General features: G+C 43.5%; 21 protein-coding genes and 1 tRNA gene. 9 read left to right on the forward strand and 13 right to left on the reverse strand.

What is annotated here, in order from left to right:
* Window positions 1–2: 2 nt before the first annotated feature.
* Window positions 3–551 (reverse strand): phasin family protein, encoded by a 549-nt coding sequence (locus ICN13_RS05595; RefSeq protein ID WP_216139423.1) that lies wholly within the window; start codon window positions 549–551, stop codon window positions 3–5.
* A gap of 114 nt (window positions 552–665) precedes the next feature.
* A complete protein-coding gene (locus tag ICN13_RS05600) occupies window positions 666–809 on the reverse strand; it encodes a hypothetical protein (RefSeq protein ID WP_216139424.1) in 144 nt (47 codons plus the stop codon).
* A gap of 109 nt (window positions 810–918) precedes the next feature.
* Between ICN13_RS05600 and ICN13_RS05605 the strand changes: the two genes are divergently transcribed.
* Window positions 919–1,554: an NAD(P)H-dependent oxidoreductase gene (locus ICN13_RS05605; RefSeq protein WP_216139425.1), complete on the forward strand. Its 636-nt coding sequence runs from the start codon at window positions 919–921 to the stop codon at window positions 1,552–1,554.
* Window positions 1,555–1,564: 10 nt separating this feature from the next.
* Entirely contained in the window at window positions 1,565–2,221 is a 657-nt protein-coding gene (locus ICN13_RS05610; RefSeq protein WP_216139426.1) for a DsbA family oxidoreductase, read from the forward strand.
* A gap of 10 nt (window positions 2,222–2,231) precedes the next feature.
* On the opposite strand, the gene ICN13_RS05615 is transcribed toward ICN13_RS05610, so the two are convergent.
* The 3 genes from ICN13_RS05615 to ggt form a co-directional block, all read right to left on the reverse strand.
* Window positions 2,232–2,894 (reverse strand): cupin domain-containing protein, encoded by a 663-nt coding sequence (locus ICN13_RS05615; protein WP_216139427.1) that lies wholly within the window; start codon window positions 2,892–2,894, stop codon window positions 2,232–2,234.
* Between the two features lie 189 nt (window positions 2,895–3,083).
* The gene (locus ICN13_RS05620) at window positions 3,084–4,301 is read right to left on the reverse strand and encodes a serine hydrolase (RefSeq protein WP_216139428.1); all 1,218 of its coding nucleotides are present in this window, start codon (window positions 4,299–4,301) and stop codon (window positions 3,084–3,086) included.
* A 91-nt stretch (window positions 4,302–4,392) separates the two neighbouring features.
* The gene (gene ggt, locus ICN13_RS05625; protein ID WP_370622959.1) at window positions 4,393–6,093 is read right to left on the reverse strand and encodes a gamma-glutamyltransferase; all 1,701 of its coding nucleotides are present in this window, start codon (window positions 6,091–6,093) and stop codon (window positions 4,393–4,395) included.
* 338 nt (window positions 6,094–6,431) lie between these two features.
* Between ggt and ICN13_RS05630 the strand changes: the two genes are divergently transcribed.
* Entirely contained in the window at window positions 6,432–7,442 is a 1,011-nt protein-coding gene (locus ICN13_RS05630) for an asparaginase (protein WP_216139559.1), read from the forward strand.
* 196 nt (window positions 7,443–7,638) lie between these two features.
* Window positions 7,639–8,391 (forward strand): SDR family NAD(P)-dependent oxidoreductase, encoded by a 753-nt coding sequence (locus ICN13_RS05635; protein ID WP_370622960.1) that lies wholly within the window; start codon window positions 7,639–7,641, stop codon window positions 8,389–8,391.
* Window positions 8,392–8,402: 11 nt separating this feature from the next.
* Here the strand turns inward: ICN13_RS05635 and ICN13_RS05640 are convergent, their stop codons facing one another.
* On the reverse strand, window positions 8,403–9,797 hold the full coding sequence (locus ICN13_RS05640; RefSeq protein WP_216139429.1) for a 3'-5' exonuclease family protein: 1,395 nt from the start codon (window positions 9,795–9,797) through the stop codon (window positions 8,403–8,405).
* A gap of 65 nt (window positions 9,798–9,862) precedes the next feature.
* Window positions 9,863–10,432, reverse strand: a complete 570-nt coding sequence (locus ICN13_RS05645; protein ID WP_216139430.1) for an Rrf2 family transcriptional regulator — start codon at window positions 10,430–10,432, stop codon at window positions 9,863–9,865.
* 89 nt (window positions 10,433–10,521) lie between these two features.
* Here ICN13_RS05645 and ICN13_RS05650 point away from each other — a divergent pair, with 89 nt between their 5' ends.
* On the forward strand, window positions 10,522–11,028 hold the full coding sequence (locus ICN13_RS05650) for a hypothetical protein (RefSeq protein WP_216139431.1): 507 nt from the start codon (window positions 10,522–10,524) through the stop codon (window positions 11,026–11,028).
* On the opposite strand, the gene ICN13_RS05655 is transcribed toward ICN13_RS05650, so the two are convergent.
* Window positions 11,005–11,433: a DUF2244 domain-containing protein gene (locus ICN13_RS05655; RefSeq protein ID WP_216139432.1), complete on the reverse strand. Its 429-nt coding sequence runs from the start codon at window positions 11,431–11,433 to the stop codon at window positions 11,005–11,007. The two genes, ICN13_RS05650 and ICN13_RS05655, sit on opposite strands and share 24 nt — an antisense overlap.
* A 22-nt stretch (window positions 11,434–11,455) precedes the next feature.
* Entirely contained in the window at window positions 11,456–11,605 is a 150-nt protein-coding gene (locus ICN13_RS05660) for a hypothetical protein (RefSeq protein ID WP_216139433.1), read from the reverse strand.
* Window positions 11,606–11,736: 131 nt separating this feature from the next.
* On the opposite strand from ICN13_RS05660, the gene ICN13_RS05665 reads away from it, so the two are divergent.
* Window positions 11,737–12,381 carry an LON peptidase substrate-binding domain-containing protein gene (locus tag ICN13_RS05665; RefSeq protein WP_216139434.1) on the forward strand — a complete coding sequence of 215 codons (645 nt, stop codon included), beginning with the start codon at window positions 11,737–11,739 and terminating at the stop codon, window positions 12,379–12,381.
* A 4-nt stretch (window positions 12,382–12,385) separates the two neighbouring features.
* The gene (locus ICN13_RS05670) at window positions 12,386–13,246 is read left to right on the forward strand and encodes an oxygenase MpaB family protein (protein ID WP_216139435.1); all 861 of its coding nucleotides are present in this window, start codon (window positions 12,386–12,388) and stop codon (window positions 13,244–13,246) included.
* Window positions 13,247–13,325: 79 nt separating this feature from the next.
* On the opposite strand, the gene ICN13_RS05675 is transcribed toward ICN13_RS05670, so the two are convergent.
* Window positions 13,326–13,505: a hypothetical protein gene (locus ICN13_RS05675; RefSeq protein ID WP_216139436.1), complete on the reverse strand. Its 180-nt coding sequence runs from the start codon at window positions 13,503–13,505 to the stop codon at window positions 13,326–13,328.
* 84 nt (window positions 13,506–13,589) lie between these two features.
* On the opposite strand from ICN13_RS05675, the gene ICN13_RS05680 reads away from it, so the two are divergent.
* Complete coding sequence (locus tag ICN13_RS05680; RefSeq protein WP_216139437.1) at window positions 13,590–14,222, forward strand: alpha-ketoglutarate-dependent dioxygenase AlkB; 633 nt, start codon at window positions 13,590–13,592, stop codon at window positions 14,220–14,222.
* Complete coding sequence (locus ICN13_RS05685; RefSeq protein ID WP_216139438.1) at window positions 14,212–14,613, forward strand: dihydroneopterin aldolase; 402 nt, start codon at window positions 14,212–14,214, stop codon at window positions 14,611–14,613. Before ICN13_RS05680 ends, ICN13_RS05685 begins: the two co-directional genes overlap by 11 nt.
* 87 nt (window positions 14,614–14,700) lie before the next feature.
* Here the strand turns inward: ICN13_RS05685 and ICN13_RS05690 are convergent, their stop codons facing one another.
* The 3 genes from ICN13_RS05690 to rpoD all read right to left on the reverse strand — a co-directional run bounded on the left by ICN13_RS05690 (window position 14,701) and on the right by rpoD (window position 17,844).
* Window positions 14,701–15,099, reverse strand: a complete 399-nt coding sequence (locus tag ICN13_RS05690; protein WP_216139439.1) for a BLUF domain-containing protein — start codon at window positions 15,097–15,099, stop codon at window positions 14,701–14,703.
* 114 nt (window positions 15,100–15,213) lie between these two features.
* Window positions 15,214–15,290: transfer RNA gene (locus tag ICN13_RS05695), tRNA-Ile, on the reverse strand.
* Window positions 15,291–15,303: 13 nt separating this feature from the next.
* Window positions 15,304–17,844 (reverse strand): RNA polymerase sigma factor RpoD, encoded by a 2,541-nt coding sequence (rpoD, locus tag ICN13_RS05700; RefSeq protein ID WP_216139440.1) that lies wholly within the window; start codon window positions 17,842–17,844, stop codon window positions 15,304–15,306.
* Between the last annotated feature and the right edge of the window lie 50 nt (window positions 17,845–17,894).

Here is a 17,894-nt window from a genome sequence, read left to right on the forward strand (position 1 = left end):
ACTTACTTCTTGCTAGGACTCACCTTTGGGGTTGGGAGCTTGCTCATGCTTTCTATGCCCTTCTCAAAACTTGCATAGGAATCGTTCATTGCAGCACGTATCAATTCAAAATTTTGCAGGGCATTATTAAATGAAGTCTTGAATACCGACACATAAGCCTCAGTACCCATTGGCGCATTATTGGTTGCATCATTTACAAAATGAATTAGATCGGCTTTAGATTCCTGAATTAAACCTTCTGCGATCGCAGCCAATTCTTGATTACCGCTCTTCAGAACCTGCATCAGTTGCTGTTGATACTGAATTACTTCTTTGGCGGCATCTTGCAACACTTCTGCATGCACATATTCAAACGCAGCACGAGGATCTTGAGTCTGCATGAGCTCAGACACTCTTTTTTGAACTAGCTCAGCTAATTCCTGTGCTGCCTGTTGGTTAATTTTTGCTATGGCTTGGGCGCTTTCAGTGGCCACACGCCCTGCAGCCTTGGTGGCATCGATAGCCCTTTGCTGACCAGGCATAGCACTCATATCAAATGGATTTTTGCTCATATCAACCCCTTAAGTAGTGATCACTAATATCAATCTACTCTGCTTATAGGAGCTTTCTATAGAGGAATACCAGTAGAAACAGGGGTAGACCTCAAATATTATCCAGCTGAATGCCTAGGCAATAGCAAAAGTAATAGGTTCGCCAATGAACGAGACATTTGCTTCATCGGGCCTGGTGGTGATGTAGGAAAAAATACAGGCGGCAACAATGCACAGTACGCCAACCCCTAAAATCCAAGATCTCGAATTCTTACTCAAATGCCCCCCTTAGAATGCTATAGACATCTATCGCACTGATACCTCAATGATTTATTTTAACTTGCAATAAAATCAATACCATCTTCTATCCCAATTCGAAGGAATATAAATGAGTTTGATTGATAAGCTGCAGTGGCGCTATGCCACTAAAAAAATGGATCCAGCAAAAGCGGTTCCCCCAGAAAAAGTGGATCAAATTCTGGAAGCAATTCGTTTGACAGCTAGCTCTAGTGGTTTACAGCCATATGAAGTGCTAGTGATCACCAATAAAGAGGTCCGGGAGCAAATCAAGCCGATTGCTAACGGCCAATCTCAAATTACTGACTGCTCGCACCTGCTTGTTTTTGCAGCCTGGGATACTTACACCGCAGAGCGCATTAACAACGCCTTTGATATGACAGAAAAAAACCGTAACTTCACTAGCGAATCCGGAACAGCTTATCGCCAAATGCTATTGAAGGCTTACCCAGCTAGAGATGCGGAAGTTAATTTCACACATGCTGCAAAACAAGCCTATATTGGCCTTGGCACTGCACTCATTGCGGCAGCCTATGAACAAGTCGATAGCACGCCAATGGAGGGATTTGATCCACAAGCACTCGACACCATTCTGAACCTCAAAGATAAAGGTTTGCGTAGCGTGGTCTTACTACCATTGGGATATAGAAAAGCTGATGAAGATTGGTTGCTTAATCTGAAAAAAGTTAGAAGAGCTAAAGAGAATTTTATTAGCTGGATTAAATAAGTATCAGCATATGAAACCAACTATCAAAATTGACTTTGTATCCGATATTGCCTGCCCCTGGTGTGCCGTAGGGCTAGGCAATCTCAATCAAGCAATTGCACAGCTGAGTGACAAAGCCAATTTTGAGGTGCACTTCCGCCCTTTTGAGCTCAATCCCTCTATGCCTTATGGGGGCCAAGATGCAATTGAACATCTCACGCAAAAATACGGCTTAACTGAGGAGCAGGTCAAAGCCAATCAAGCTAATATTCGCGCTAAAGCATTAGAAGCAGGGTTTGCATTTCATCCAGAAGGTCGTAAACGGGTTTACAACACCTTTCATTCTCATCGGCTTTTATCTTGGGCCGCAAAAGAATATGGTCTAAAGCAGCAAGCAGCCTTAAAAGTGGAATTGCTGAACACCTACTTTTGTCTTGCAGTCAATTTAGATGATCAGAAAAACTTACTAGATGCCGTAGCTCGAGCTGGCCTAGATGCCGAAAGAGCAAGAGAGATTTTAAATGGGGCTGAATTTGCTAATGAAGTACGGCAGGAAGAAGTCACCTATACAAATGCCGGGATCAACTCTGTTCCCTCAATCATTCTGAATGATCAATATCTTCTACAGGGCGCCCAACCTCCTGAATCATTCATAGAGGCATTTGAGCAACTCATGCAAAAGAGCTAAAAAGACAAATCTAGCTCTCGTCACTTAATAAGTGGCCAGTCTTCACAAAAATAGTACAGCCCTCTTTACTAAAAGGCTGATGAAGACTGAGGTGCGGGCTTCTAATCCATGATCCAGCAGGATAGCGTCCGTGCTCATCCTCAAAGACCCCGTCCACTACAAAAATTTCCTCGCCCCCATAATGCTTGTGCGGATTAAAGTAAGTCTGAGGCGCCCACCTCACTAGGGTGGATCCCGTTCCTTGTCGCATCAAGGGCATTACCGTCAAACCAGGAACCATTCCCTGAAACCACTCTGCGGAGTGAGTATCTACAATCTCTCGCTCCATTTGCTCTGATCCAAGATGCCGCAACTTTACAAAGAGAGTGCAGCCCTCTTCACTAAAAGGCGCATGAGACGAGCCAGGAGGATTCATGAGGTAGGTACCCGCAGGATAGCTTCCAGTCTCATCACTAAATACACCATCTAAAACAAAAATTTCCTCACCGTATTCATGAAGATGTGGCGCAAATCTTGCGCCTGCTTGATAGCGAACAATCGAGGTTGCCTTAGCGATTTCATCACCCATACGATCAAGCATGCGTCTCTCAACACCTAATGAGGGGCTAGAGATCCAGGGAAGATCATGGTGGTTAAGGACTACACGCTGACTGTAGTCAGAATTAATGTTCATTGGGCAGGTATTGATTGTTATTCATAGTTTTACATAAGAATACCAATGGAATGAAATCGGCATCCCAAAAGACAAAACACCGGTCACCCCGATAAACCCATCAGGACTTGAGCCTAGGGCCAAGGGATTTTTTGAGCAACCATATAACAGCTCGTTGCTCAAAAAATAACTTTTACCCTCACCAAAAAATTATTGGGCTATTTTCAAATTATCGACAACTGCTGCCAAGAAATCCAAGTCATCAATTGCTTGTTTACCAACAGGTTTTGAGCGAGCACCTAAGCCCACAATCACGATATTATTTGCTGGATTGATATAGAGATATTGGCCGTGAATACCTCTACCCATAAAAACACTCTCGTGAACTTTTCCAGCCTCAGGCTTTACAGTCCACCACTGATAACCATATCCATTTTTACCAGTAACTCCCGTAATAGGTTTAGCACTTCCAGCATCGGCAAGCCACCCATCAGGAACAATACTCTGACCATTGACTTTTGCTCCATCTAAAATGAATTGACCAAAGCGGCCAAAGTCACGTAACACCGCCAAAATTCCACTGCCACCAACCTCATGCCCCCCAGGAGAATCTAGCCACCACAAACCATTCGCTTGCATACCAACGGGTATCCAGATTTTTTTCGATAAATAATCTGCAAGCGGTATCTTGGTAGCAGCCTGCACGACCTCACCAATTAAAACTGTCTCACCCGTGCTGTAGTTAAAGTTTTTACCGGGCTCAGATGCCTTTGAAAGCGTTTTCATCACATCAAAGATTGCACCTTGCTTATTGCTAGCAATCTGAAGCTCTAATAACTTGCGACGATCAGATGATGGATCGGTATAGGTCTCGTTCCACTTCACACCCGAAGCCATCATTAGCAAATCCCGTACCGATACACCCTCGTATGCACTTCCGGCCAATTGGGGGAGGTACTTAGTTACAGGATCATTGAGGCTAGTGATGTAACCATCCTTAATGGCAGCGCCAACCAGCGTGGACACAAATGACTTGGCTACTGACATTGACATCCAGCGAGTATTTACTGTTACACCAAAGTCGTAATGCTCATACGCAATCTTGCCATCTTTTAGAACCAATAAGCCCACCATTCGATTCAGCGCGACATAATCGGGCAAATCATATGTTTTACCTTCCGAGGTAAATTTCAATGAAGTCAATTGTTGGGGACTTTGAAGTAAGGGTGATGGTTTACCGCCAGCCTTAATAACGCGCGTAGGGAAAATTTTCTCAGTTTGACTATAGGTACGAACGGCTTTATCTGGATAAAGAGAGCCATCGTAGATATCCCTTGCGCCGCCAATATCTGCAGTACTGGGTTGAGCATTTAGTCCTGTACAAAAAGATGTGACTAAAACTATCGCCAAAAATTTAATTTTCCACATTTGCTAGTTTTCTAATTTTGAGTTGAATAAATGCATCGAAAGATAAGACCTCTTTGCTTATAGCAAAGAGGTGCCAAATCAATTCAATAAACTATACGCCCAGAGCTCTGCCATCACTCCTTGGATCATGTGCACCAGTAATTTTTTTAGCTTGGTAGTCAATCACAATTGCGCCTGGGTGTCCTGCTAATGGGCTTTGCGCTGCAATTTCACTCATTTCATGACCACGTTTTCCAAGCTCGACAAATACTTCTTGCCCAGCATCTTTTTCAAGCTTTAAAGAATCCCTAGTATCTGAGAAAGTTTTCCCCAATAAGAAGCGTGGTTTTGCCAGCGCTGTTAATGGATCCATCTTATAGTCAATCAATCTAGTTAATACAGCTGCTAATGTCTGCGGTTGACCATCCGCTCCTTGCGTGCCATAAAGAATCGCTGGCTTTCCATCTTTGATATACATTCCCGGGTTTAAGGTATGGAATGGACGCTTGCCAGACTCAAGACGATTCGGTGATTTTGGATCCAAGTTAAAAGAGGCACCACGATTGTGCCAAAGCATTCCAGTATCCCCAACTTGCACCCCGCTACCCCAGTCGAAATAAACAGTAGTGAGCATAGAAGCACAGTTACCCTTGCTGTCTACTGCTGCCAAAAATACCGTATCGCCGTTTTTGTAAACATATGGCCAGGGCATAGCAGTTTCCATTTGAATCTTCTTGGCTTGCTGATCTAGGTAAGCATTAGATAGCAGTCTTTGAGTTGGAACATCTACAAATTTTGGATCAGCTACATATTTATTGCGATCGATGAATGCTAATTTAACGGCTTCAACTAATAGATGATAGTAATCAGGGCTTCCCTCAGGAATTTTTGAAAGATCAAATCTCTCTAAAATTCCCATAATCTCTAAAGTAGTGATCGCCTGGGTTGGAGGTTGATTGCCCAATAGGGTTCCGCCACGATACGCAACACTTAAAGGTGGTTCTATTTGGGCCTGAGTTAATGCAAGGTCTTGTGCCGTTAATGGCGATCCCGCATCTTTTAAACCTTTAGCCAAGATGGCTGCTAGCTTTCCTTCATAAAAATCACGATGTCCTCGCTCAGCAATCATTTCAATGGTCTTAGCAAGTTTGGGCTGCTTAAATATCTGACCGACTGTTGGCACCTTTCCATCAATCAAATATCCAGACTCAACTCCGGGCAATGATCCCATTTCTTTTAGACGAAAATTGAGCCAAAAGACTTCTGAAGCAGAAACGGGGAACCCATCTTTTGCTAGCTTAATAGCAGGTGACAACAATGAGGCCCAAGATTTATTACCCCTGAGATCTTTTTTACTAATTTCATAGGCTTTACCTAAGGTGTCGACATAGGCGGCACTTGTCAGCATTGATTTTGGCCCGCGAACTGGAATACTTCCCGAGTAAGAGCTGATGTCTTGCGGCGCCTGCCCGATGCCTGAAATTGTTTGTGCCTTTCCATTGGCATCGCTAATAATCATGAATGCATCGCCGCCATATCCTGAAAAATGTGGATAGGTAACTGATAGGCAGGATGAAATCGCAATAACCGCTTCAATTGCATTTCCCCCTGATTGAAGTACTTTCAGGCCCGCTTCTGTTGCCAACTCATGGGGGCTGGTCACCATTCCCTTGCTGGAAGTAGCTAGCGCACTTTTTGATGTGGACTGAGCTAATGCAAAGTTGGGTATTAAAGGTGCTATTGCCGCCATGCTCGAAGCCTGAATAAAGCCACGGCGCATTTGCGAAGATGGATTAAGTTTCTTATTTGTCATTGCTTGTCCCCATATTTTTTTATTTGAATAACTGCAAACCCATCCTAAAGCAGGGGGCCCCAATTTAGTGCAGAATTAATGGAAAGTACTTACAAGAGAAGTTGAGGGGGCAATAAAAATTAGAACTTCTAGAATTCGATTACTGAAGCTTACTTTTTTCATTTAAGAGTTGATGGACTTGATGCCGACTCTATTCGGAAGTTAGTGAAAACCCTAGATTAAGAGAGCATGGAATAAATTCACACCTGTATTTATGAAGTTTGCTAATAATTCTAAAAATATCATAGGGGACACAAGTGAAAATTAAGCATCTGATAGTAATCAGTCTATTTTGTGCAATGCCGCTTAAGGCTGCCATCGCACAAAATCTTCCAACAGTTAAATTCATTGCTACTGGCGGCACAATTGCAATGAAAATTGACCCAATCAAAAATGCACCGGTTCCTGCAATTAATGGGGATGACTTACTTGCTGCCGCTCCAGAGGTCGGCAAATACGCCAAAATTGAAGTAAGCAATATTTCCAACGTTCCTTCAGACTACATGAATCCTGAGCGATGGGTGAGCCTTACAAAAGCAGTTCAAGAGGCTCTTGAACGCTCTGATGTAGCTGGCGTCATTGTTTCTCACGGCACAGATACATTAGAAGAGACCGCGTTTTGGCTCGATTTAACAATTAAGTCCAATAAGCCAGTTGTCTTAATTGGAGCCCAAAGAAATGCATCAGTGTCAGATTTTGATGGTCCAAGAAATCTCACAAACGCCGTCCGTATCGTCGTCGATAAACAGTCTGAAGGTAAAGGCGTGTTACTGGCAATGAATAACCAAATTAATTCAGCTAGATACGTTACTAAAACTCATACCGCCAATGTAGAAACATTTAACTCTGGAATCTTTGGAATTATTGGCGAGGTATATCCTGATCGCATTTTTTATGCTTACAACCCTATTAGACGTCAGCACATAAAACTGAAGACTGACAAAATGCCAACTGTAGACATCGTTCCAATGTATGGTGGCGCCGATGGGGTTGCGCTAAAAGCATCTGTAGATCGCGGAGCTGATGGCATCGTAGTTCAGGCTCTAGGGATGGGCAATATGAATGAGTCAATGTATGAGGGCGTTAAATATGCCATCTCAAAAAATATTCCCGTTGTTATTTCCACTCGAGTTCTTAACGGTAGAGTTATGGGAAGTTATGGGTTTGTGGGTGGAGGCAAAACCACTGTTGATGCAGGTGCAGTAATGGCAGATGATCTCCGCGCTCAAAAAGCCCGAATTCTCTTGATGTTATTGTTACAGCAAGGCACCAAGGATCAAAAATCTTTACAACAAGCCTTCGACAAATAATTTAGGAAGGCTTTTTAGCACTTATTAATCATGCTGCTAATGTAAAAATGCCAACCTAAGGGTTGGCATTTTTATTTCTGGTGGGCACACCAGGACTTAGGCCTAGGACCAAAGGATTGGGAGAGAAAAGCTTCCAACTAGACCCCTAAGGCAAGAGGCTACGGGCAGTCATTAGCGTTACATGGGTAAATGTGCAGTGGGCTTACACTTAGAAGTCACTGTAATCCATGACCACACTACTCAAAAGATCTTTATGCAATTACTGCCAACTCCTTTTCGCGCTCTAGTCATTGGCTCTTCCGGAACTATCGGAATGGCTTTTGTAGATCTGCTGAAAAAGAATCCTGCCTGCTCAGAGGTAATAGGCATTCATCGTCAATCAGAGTTCCCAATTGACTATCAACATTTTGAATCCATTGAATCTAGTGCTAATGCGCTTGCTCAGATGGCACCTTTTCAACTGATTATCAATGCCGTTGGGGTTTTGCATACGAGCAACTGGATGCCAGAAAAGAGGCTAGATGATCTCAATGCCGAACAACTGATGGAGCTTATGAGCATTAATGCCATTGGTCCGGCGCTAACCATTCGTCATTTCTCCAAATTACTGGATCCCAAAAATAGCATTATGGTGACCCTATCAGCTAAAGTTGGCAGCATTGAAGATAACCGTCTTGGCGGGTGGTACAGCTATCGCAGCTCAAAGGCAGCTCTGAATATGCTTTTGAAAACGGCATCTATCGAGTGGGCTCGCACAAAACCGAATACTGCCTTAATCGCAATGCATCCTGGCACAGTGAACTCTAGACTCTCCAAACCCTTTCGTGGAGAGCAAATTGGCAGGCCTGCAGACCAAGCGGTAACCGATATGTTTAAGGTAATTGAAAATCTCCAGAAAGAAGATTCAGGAAGCTTTATATCGTATTCAGGTGAAAAGCTACCTTGGTAACAAACTGATCGCTAATTGATATGAATCACTTGGTTTTTATATCGTCCTGCTAGCGCTTTTTTAACGATCTTATAGATATCTAAATCAAATTCGACATCACCGGTGCTTTTCAGTTCAGATAACTCATCTGCGTTAATAGCAGTCCCTAGGTAGCACCACTTATCCAGGACAATCATTTCGCCACCATCATCAATCGCAATTGGACCCTCATAAGGCCAAACTTGCACCTTATACAGATTCATTGCAGTTTGAAGCTGCAGGTTATACATCTTGGCAGACATGGCGCCAATACATGCTCCGCTACATTGCTTTAACTGATATCCAAAACAGGGCTTTCCTTCTGCGCCCTTTTCTAGCCCCAACAGCACTTCGCATAAGCGATACTTTTTAGCAACTGCTTTGAGATAAGAGTGCGCCTCTCTTTTGCTATAAAACAGGCCATATAAGTTATCTTGAAGGCCAGGTAGCAAATCTTTCTGATTAACTAGTGCTGGCACTAGCATTCCTGCAGAGTTTTGTTCTAGACTCCAGGCACACAGATCCTTAGAGCGACGAAGCTTGATATTCATACTGGGCATGCGCTCTTTAATGAGCTGAGACTCCAGAATTAAGGCTCCCAGCTCGCCACTGGTTTCTATCCAGTCAATGTCCCTGACCTGTAAAGAGAGTTTCATTTCTTTGCGCTGTGTAAGCGAACCCTGAAAATGGCCCATCACCCTGCTTCGCAAAGAAATACTTTTTCCAATATACAAAGGGCTCTTGTTTTCGCCATAAAAAATATAGCAGCCTGGCGCATCTGGGATTGAGTCAATCAATTCCTGATCAATATTGGACGGCAAGCTTGCATTACCAATTAATTGATTGACGGCTTCAACTAATCGCTCTCTACCAACTGTTTTTTCACATACTTGCCAAAATTGAAGTAATAAATCAGCATCGCCAAGCGCCCTATGCCTTGCACTGACAACTAGGTCATGAGACTGAATAATGGTATCGAGGCTATGACGCGCTTGATTCGGAAACAATAATCTTGATAGTTTTACTGTACATAAGACCTTGGGCTTGAAATCAATTCCAAGCCTTTTGAGAGATGCTTTGATGAAGCCATAATCAAATCTTGCGTTATGCGCTACAAAGATTTTACCTTCGAGCTCTTCTTTAATTTCTCTAGCAAGCTCCTCAAAAGTCGGCTGACCAGCTACCATTTTCGGGGATATGCCAGTTAGCCTTTGGATATTTTGAGGAATGTAGACCTGGGGATTAATTAATCTTTCCCAAACGCTAATCTGATTATCTGCAAGCGTTTTAATCCCAATCTCAGTAATACGATCCCGCTCGAAATGGGATCCTGTAGTTTCAATATCAACAAAAGCAAGCTTGGGATATTGAATGGTTTGCTGATTCATAAAAATTCAATATTGATGAGCAATCAGGCCGGCTACGTGGGCACAATTGCAATCATTGCCTGATTTTAGCTAGGGTTACGATGCAAGTAGTTAGCAAAGTCAAATACGGAGTTAGGCCCACGTGGAACTTCCGCTACTTTCTTAAATTCAGCCTTCACAACATACTGAATCTCGCCTCGTTGTTTCTTCTCTTTCTTTGGATCCAAGGGAATATATGACTTACGTTCTGGTGCTTTTTTAGCCTCACTAAAACTTGGAACATAATCTTTAATGGTCGATGCAAGGGATACGTTTTCCATGCAACTCAACATATAAGCTTCAAGAGACTGATAAAGATCTTTAGCAATATCCGATAGCTCAACCTTGCGCTTTTTGATTAAATTCATTGCAAGCACGATGTCTTTAATGGTGATGATGCGAGGGTCTTTAGAGAGTTGATAACCGCCTGTTCGCCCCTTCACCGCAAAGACGATCCCAGACTCCCTCAAGGGGCGTAATAGGAGCTCAATACGGCTAATGGACAAATGCTGCCTCTTGGCTATCTCAGGGACCGGCACAAGCTGACCATTGCCTGAATGACTAGCTATATCAACCAAGGTATTGAGTGCTGTTTTGACTGCTTTTGTAATTTCCATGGCTCTTTTAGCGAAAAAATTAGATTGGGACTAGTATGAAACCGAATCCAATATCTTGCTGCAGCGCACTACTTAACCCTCTTTATCACATGGTTGAAGCCACCCAAACTCACCACCCCCTTGCGTATCGACTACTTAGGCTAATCGCCTACCTTTTGGCAGGCGGCATTCTCGCGCAAGCCTTCAGTTGTGGTCTTATCTATTTTTTAATTTATGACTCTCAAGCGGCAGGCATGCTAGCCCACATGATGATTCAACATCTCTCTTATTTTTTCTTAGGAGGCATATTTGTCATTATAAGCGTTTCCAATATTCTCATTAAAAGGGGTGTATCCCATTTAAGAGTGATCCGCTTTCCATCGCTCACTGTATTTTTAGCAATTGCTACTACAAGCTTTCTACTGATACCCCGTATGGATTACTTACGAGAAACTGCCCTAATAGATGGTATGCCAGTCTTACTCTCTCCTTTTGCAAATTACTTTGCAATACTCAATGCGATTACGCTGCTACTACTGACTACCCAGATTATTTTTAGTGCCATCATAGCGTGGCGCTTAAGCGATACTCAATTAACCCAAGTGGCGTCTAACTGAAGCAATCAATGGAATCTGTTGTTCAGGCCTGACAAACTGTCCAAGCTCAACTCGTAAATCAGATTGAGCAATAAAGAAGGTTTTTGAACCCTCAATGGGCGGCTCGATCTTCGCCCATTGGGCATTAAATTCATAAACCTTTTCTCTATAGCCTATGAATTTTTTGACCAAAAGACGCTTGCCTTCAATTTCAATCGTTTCACAATCTAAGGCATGTCTACAGTAGATTAAAAATCCAATGGTTACTGCGGTTAATTCCAGAGTTGTGAAAATCGGAATCATCCAGACTCCAGCTAAAAAGAAGCCTACCCCCACTATTAAGGAGAGACATACTAGGGCAATATAAAACTGGAGCAGTTGCTTCGGTGTCAGCGCACAGTTTCTACGCATTTGCCAAGTCTTCATGCCAAACCCGTTTACCTATAAATTAATGAGTGCTTTTGCGCTCTTGGGATTTGGCCAACTGATCAGCACTTCTTTGCTGGAAATCGACCATACTGTGATAACCCATTTGGTAGCAAGGGCAATGTTTCCCTAGAATCCAGCGAGCAAGCTTCACACGAAATTTTTGAATCATTTACATCTCCTAGTATTGAGCTTTAAATGTAAACGCAAATGGGGTTTGGTGCTGGCCGAAAGCATAAAAGTGGGGCATTTAGCACTGATTTGGTGTCAGCAAAGATGGGATAAATCCATTACATTGAATACATGACTAATTCGACCTCCATCACTCGTAAATTGCCTTTATTCCCACTGGGTACCGTACTTTTTCCAGATGGCGTTATCGCTCTCAAGATTTTTGAAGCACGCTATCTCGACATGATTAAGCAATGCCTACGTGAAAAGACAGAATTTGGCATCGTGAGCATCATTAAAAATACCGACACTAGTGATGAAGACATTTCTCAATCATTTTCCAAGATCGGCACGCTAGCTCAAATTGAGGATTTTGACCCTGTTCAGCCAGCACTTTATATGACCAAGTCATTTGGTACGCAGCGCTTTAAGCTATTAAGCTCCAGTCAGGAAGCTAGCGGTCTTTGGATCGGCGAAGTCGAGCTTTTGGAAAACGATCCACTCATGCCCATTCCGCAAGAACATCAAGGCGTGGCTAAATTACTCGATCAAATTATTTCCGTCATTCAAAGTGAAGATTTATTAGGAGAGGCGCCTTTTAAGAAGCCCTTTAAGGTAGATGATTGTGGATGGGTATCCAATCGCCTAGCAGAGCTACTACCGATCTCTCTTGCCCAAAAAAATCATTTGCTAGCCCAAACCAATCCGCGCATTAGACTGGATCTGATTACTGAAATTATCGAAGATGACGATTTAAGAAATCTTATGATGCATTGAAGCCATGCTTGATGAGTTGATCCGTAAAACAATTCGAGAAATGGTTGGGGGCAGCGGTCCACCAGTTGCCTTCTTAACTCCACCAGGAGATCGAGGATTATTCGGCCCTGAGTCAGTTGCCTGGAAAATTCATGCAGATTTTATTTCCATGATGATTGGCGGCATAAGTTCGCTGATTTTGCAGGCCTTACACCCACAAGCTTTAGCTGGGGTATGGGATCACTCCACTTTCAGAGAAGATCTAAAGGGTCGCCTTGGTAGAACTGCGTTTTTTATTGCGGCAACGACCTACGGCCCCACTGAGATGGCAAATAACATCATCACTAAGGTCAATCAGATTCATACCAAAATCACCGGCTTCGATGAATTTGGTAAACCGTATTCAGCTACAGATCCTCATTTGCTTGCTTGGGTCCATCTCACGGAGACGCGCAGCTTCATCAACTCATTTGAAGACTATCGCAAAGAAACAATCAGCCCAAAAGAGAAAGATCAATATTTTTTAGAGATGAGCTCCCTAGGAGAAAGAATGGGTGCTACGAACCTTCCAAGCACTTATGCCGCTACCGAGAAAGCCATTCAAGCTTATATACCAGAGCTCTATTTTGGGGAGCGTGCTAAGAGCATTATTGATTTACTTGACAACTTCCCGAGCAATTTAACAGCCAAGCCATTTATCAAACTCATTAGTCGTGCCGGTTTTCTCAATCTTCCCGACTGGGCATACCCGATGATTGGTAAGTCCACGCCAAGTTACTTTGAGCGCATGGCAGTCAAAAAAAGTATTGATTTAATTGCAATCCCGGTGCGTGAGGCTCTTAAAAATGGGGTGGCCGCCCACTCCTTACGGAGAGTTTACGGATAAGCTTGAGAAATTAATCGGCTCTCGAAGTAATTTTCATTTGCAGAAGATTTAGCCAAGAAAGCCTGGCTGAGAGCAAAGACTAAGACTCAGGCTTAGTTTTGTCAGGATCTTGCTCTACATTCTTGAGGACGCTTGGCTTTAAATTTAAAGCAGGTGCCGCCATTTTTTCACCATCCCAAACTTGGCCGCACCAACACTCACCAGCATCATTAATGATGCAGACACCAGATCCACAGCAGCGTTTATCTGGGGATTTCATAATTAAGCCCTTATCAATTCAAGATTGGATATTAAGGCTATTCTAGAGTTTTTATTGATTCAGTGTTGACCTATCATTTGCATCATGAAGCAAACCTCTTTATTTGAAACAATTCCATCCCAATATAGGCAAAACTATTTACCTAAGGATGGGTCTGCTTACTACCATGCAGAATGGATGAGTGGGCCAGATAGCGCTAACTTGATGAATCAACTCAAGAATTCACTGCAATGGGAAGCAGATCAGCTATTCATGTTCGGCAAGCAAGTGGTTACACGCCGTCAAGTGGCTTGGGTTGGAGATGCAAACTGCACTTATACCTACTCTGGCGTCAAAAAACATGCTCAGCCGTGGATTCCAGAGTTACTAGCAGTGAAAGCGCAAATGGAGAAGCTTGCCCAAGCAGAATTTAATTCCTGCTTACTTAATCTTTATCATGATGGAAAAGATGGAATGGGTTGGCACAGCGATAATGAAAAAGAGTTAGACGCGAACAGCCCCATTGCCTCGCTAAGTCTTGGTGCCACCCGCAAATTCGCATTTAGACACAAGACTGATAAAACAACCATCTCCCTGCCCTTAGAAAATGGTAGCGCCCTTGTGATGAATGCACCAACTCAGCAATTTTGGCAGCATGCCTTGCTCAAAACAACAGCCATTCACACAGCTCGTATTAATTTAACTTTTAGAAAAATTAATCATCACTATGACAACTAACGCATGTATTGAACTAAAAGATCTTAAGCTCCAGACACAAATTGGAACCTATGGACCCGGCGCAATCATTCCCAAGCAACACTTATTGGATTTAACCCTGTGGATTGACGAAAAACTCGTCTTAATTACAAAAGATGTCATGGAGAGTGTGTTTGACTATGACCCATTAGTCGTCGACATCAACCGAATTGCAGGTGATGGCCACTATGAAACTCAAGAAAGACTCATGACCCGTATCATTCAGGCTTGCTCACAATATCCTGAAATTCAATCTCTTGAAATCAACCTCAGAAAATCACCAGTCAGCGCGGGCTCTGGCTCACTCGGCGTCAGACTCTCAGTGAATCAAACTACTTTGAATAATTTAAGAGCCTCTAAGCTTTCATCGTAAATAAGCCCTAATGAGACTCAAAATATCATCGTAGAGCTGCCTAAGCGTTTTAAAGAATTTCATCAATCATGATTTTAAGGGCCGGTTTTACTGGCTATCCCTTAATGCGATTAGTAAAGGGTGGTCCTTCGGAAACTCCACATCTTCAATTGCAGCGCTAACTTCTGGCAGGGTTTCAGCCATCTCTTCACTTCCCTGAAACACCATTGTCCACTTACTAAAGCTTCGCTCACTGATTTGTTTTGACTCTATTAAGTGAACATTTTTATGGCGGTCATCCTTTTGGATTTTTTGCCACAAGGCATTGATATCCTTTTCGAGCCCCTCAATAACTTGCCCAAACTTATTGTTCTCATAAATAAGCGCGCCAGTAATCCCTAAGGCCTGGTTATTAGAATAGGAGTGGTATAAGAGCCTCATCAAGCCCAAGAACGACATATTTTGAGCTGGCTCACTCACATAAGTTAGTTCAATTAGCTGAGACATGAACTAATAATAGAGATACCCCATGTCAATTGCTCTAGGCGTTTACCCGCGCGTCCGATCAAGCAAGCCCCAAATGACAAAACCCTCACCATTTCTGATGAGGGTTTTCTTTTCTGGTGGGCCCACCAGGACTTGAACCTGGGACCAAAGGATTATGAGTCCTCTGCTCTAACCAACTGAGCTATGGGCCCGCTAATCCTTCGATCAATCCTCCTCAAGGAAGGTCTTGAGTTTGTCGCTGCGGCTTGGATGACGCATCTTTCTCAAGGCTTTGGCTTCAATCTGACGAATACGCTCACGTGTTACGTCAAACTGTTTACCCACTTCTTCGAGAGTATGGTCTGTGCTCATTTCAACACCAAAGCGCATGCGCAGTACTTTTGCTTCACGTGGTGTTAATGAGTCCAGAACATCTTTAACAACGTCACGCATCGATTCATGTAAGGCTGCTTCAGCTGGGGCCAAGGTATTGCCGTCTTCAATGAAATCACCTAAATGAGAATCTTCATCGTCACCGATTGGCGTCTCCATGGAGATTGGCTCTTTAGCAATCTTCATGATCTTACGAATCTTATCCTCCGGAATCTCCATCTTCAGCGCCAAAGTTGCAGCATCTGGCTCATGACCAGTTTCTTGCAAGATCTGACGGCTGATACGGTTCATCTTGTTGATCGTCTCAATCATATGAACTGGAATACGGATCGTACGTGCTTGGTCAGCAATAGAACGGGTAATTGCCTGACGGATCCACCAAGTTGCATAGGTAGAGAACTTATAGCCACGACGGTATTCAAACTTATCTACCGCCTTCATCAAACCGATATTGCCTTCTTGAATCAAATCCAAGAACTGCAAACCACGGTTGGTGTATTTCTTGGCAATAGAGATTACTAGGCGCAAGTTGGCTACAGTCATCTCGCGCTTTGCCTCGCGGGCACGCTTCTCGCCAGCGATCATCTGCTTATTGACTTCTTTTAACTCAGGCAACGGAATGACGACATTCTTCTGAATATCGATCAATTTCTGCTGAAGTTCCTGAATCGCAGGTACGTTACGTTGCAAAAGCGCGCTATATGGCTTGTTCTCTTTGAGTAACTTATCAGTCCAAGTCAAATTCATGGACATCTTAGGAAACTCTTTTAATACTTCACCACGATTAACGCCAACTTTGTCTACCAATAAGCTCACGATACCGCGCTCAAGCTTCCATACTTGGTCAACTTGGGAACGCATGGTGTCGCATAACTTCTCAACACTTTTCGCGGTTAAGCGGAAACCGAGTAACTCGCCACGAATCAGATCTTGTGCCTTGATATACGCTGGGCAGTTATAGCCGTCTTTATCAAAGGCACGGCGCATTTTGTCGGCTTGGGTACGAACAATGGCAAATTTCTCGAGAGAGATTTGTTTTAGTTCTTCAAGCTGCTTCGCATTCGCTGTTGCAGCACCACCACCGCCACCACCTTCATCTTCACCTTCTTCATCACCCTCTTCTGCATCGGGATCAATCTCTGGCTCATCAGGGCCCAACTTAATATCTTCTGCGTTTGGATCTACTAAACCATCCACAAACTGGTCGATCTCCATCTCGCCACTAGCAATCTTGTCTACGTTAGCAAGAATTTCAGCGATAGTGACTGGGCAAGCAGCCAAGGCCATCACCATATCCTTGAGACCCGCTTCAATCTTCTTCGCAATAACGATCTCGCCTTCGCGAGTCAGCAAATCTACAGTACCCATCTCACGCATATACATGCGGACTGGATCGGTAGTACGACCGAATTCTGAATCAACCGTAGAAAGTGCTGCTTCAGCCTCTTCCTCAGCCTCTTCTTCTGAAGCTGCTGCGGCAGTGTTGTCAGACAGAATTAGTGTCTCTGCATCTGGCGCCTGCTCATAAACAGTAATACCAATGTCATTTAACAAGCTGATCAAGGTTTCTAATGCATCAGCATCAGATAACTCATCAGACATGACGTCATTCATCTCGCCATGGGTCAAGTAACCCTTAGACATACCCATCTTGATCAAGGTCTTCAAGCGCGCACGACGTAATTCTTGTTGCTCTTCAGTACCTAATTGCTGAGCAGCAAACTCTTTTAAGAGCGCCTTCTCTTTTGCTTTGCGCTCACGTGCTTTTTGACGATCCGTTAAGACTGGCTCAGCGCCATCAGCAGGAACTTCAGCCTTGGCCTTGCGACCACGCTTTTTCTCTTCCTCAACCACTGGAGCAGCAACTTCAACTACCTTCGCTTTTTTGCCTTTGATCTCTTCTACTTTTGGTGCCGCTGTCGCTTTACCTTTTTTTGGTGGCTCAACCTTAACTGTTTTTGCAGGAGCAGACTTTGCAGCAACTTTCACTGGCTTTGCTGCTGCCTTAGTTGGAGTCTTAACTGGAGCCTTAACTGGTTTAGCAACTACCTTTTTCGCTACTGGTTTTGCAACAGCCTTAGATGCTGATTTAGGTGCTGATTTAGGCGCTGGTTTAGCAGCCTTCACGGGTTTGGCTGCTACTTTTTTAGCTACTGGTTTAGTAACAGCCTTTTTTGCAACCGGTTTAACTGGAGTCTTTGCTTTAGGCGCTGGTTTAGCAGCCTTCACTGGTTTGGCGACTTTTTTTGCAACAGGCTTCGCTGGGGCTTTAGGTTTGGTCTTCACCACTGGTTTAGCTAGGGCTTTCGCTTTGGACTTAGCTGCTGGTTTACTTGCTGGCTTAGCTGGTTTTTTGATCTTAGTATTAGGCATTTATTAGCACTTACTCACATTACTGTTATTGATATCGACTGATTAAGTAC

It is taken from the genome of Polynucleobacter sp. MWH-Berg-3C6 (genome assembly GCF_018881855.1).
Lineage (GTDB): Bacteria > Pseudomonadota > Gammaproteobacteria > Burkholderiales > Burkholderiaceae > Polynucleobacter.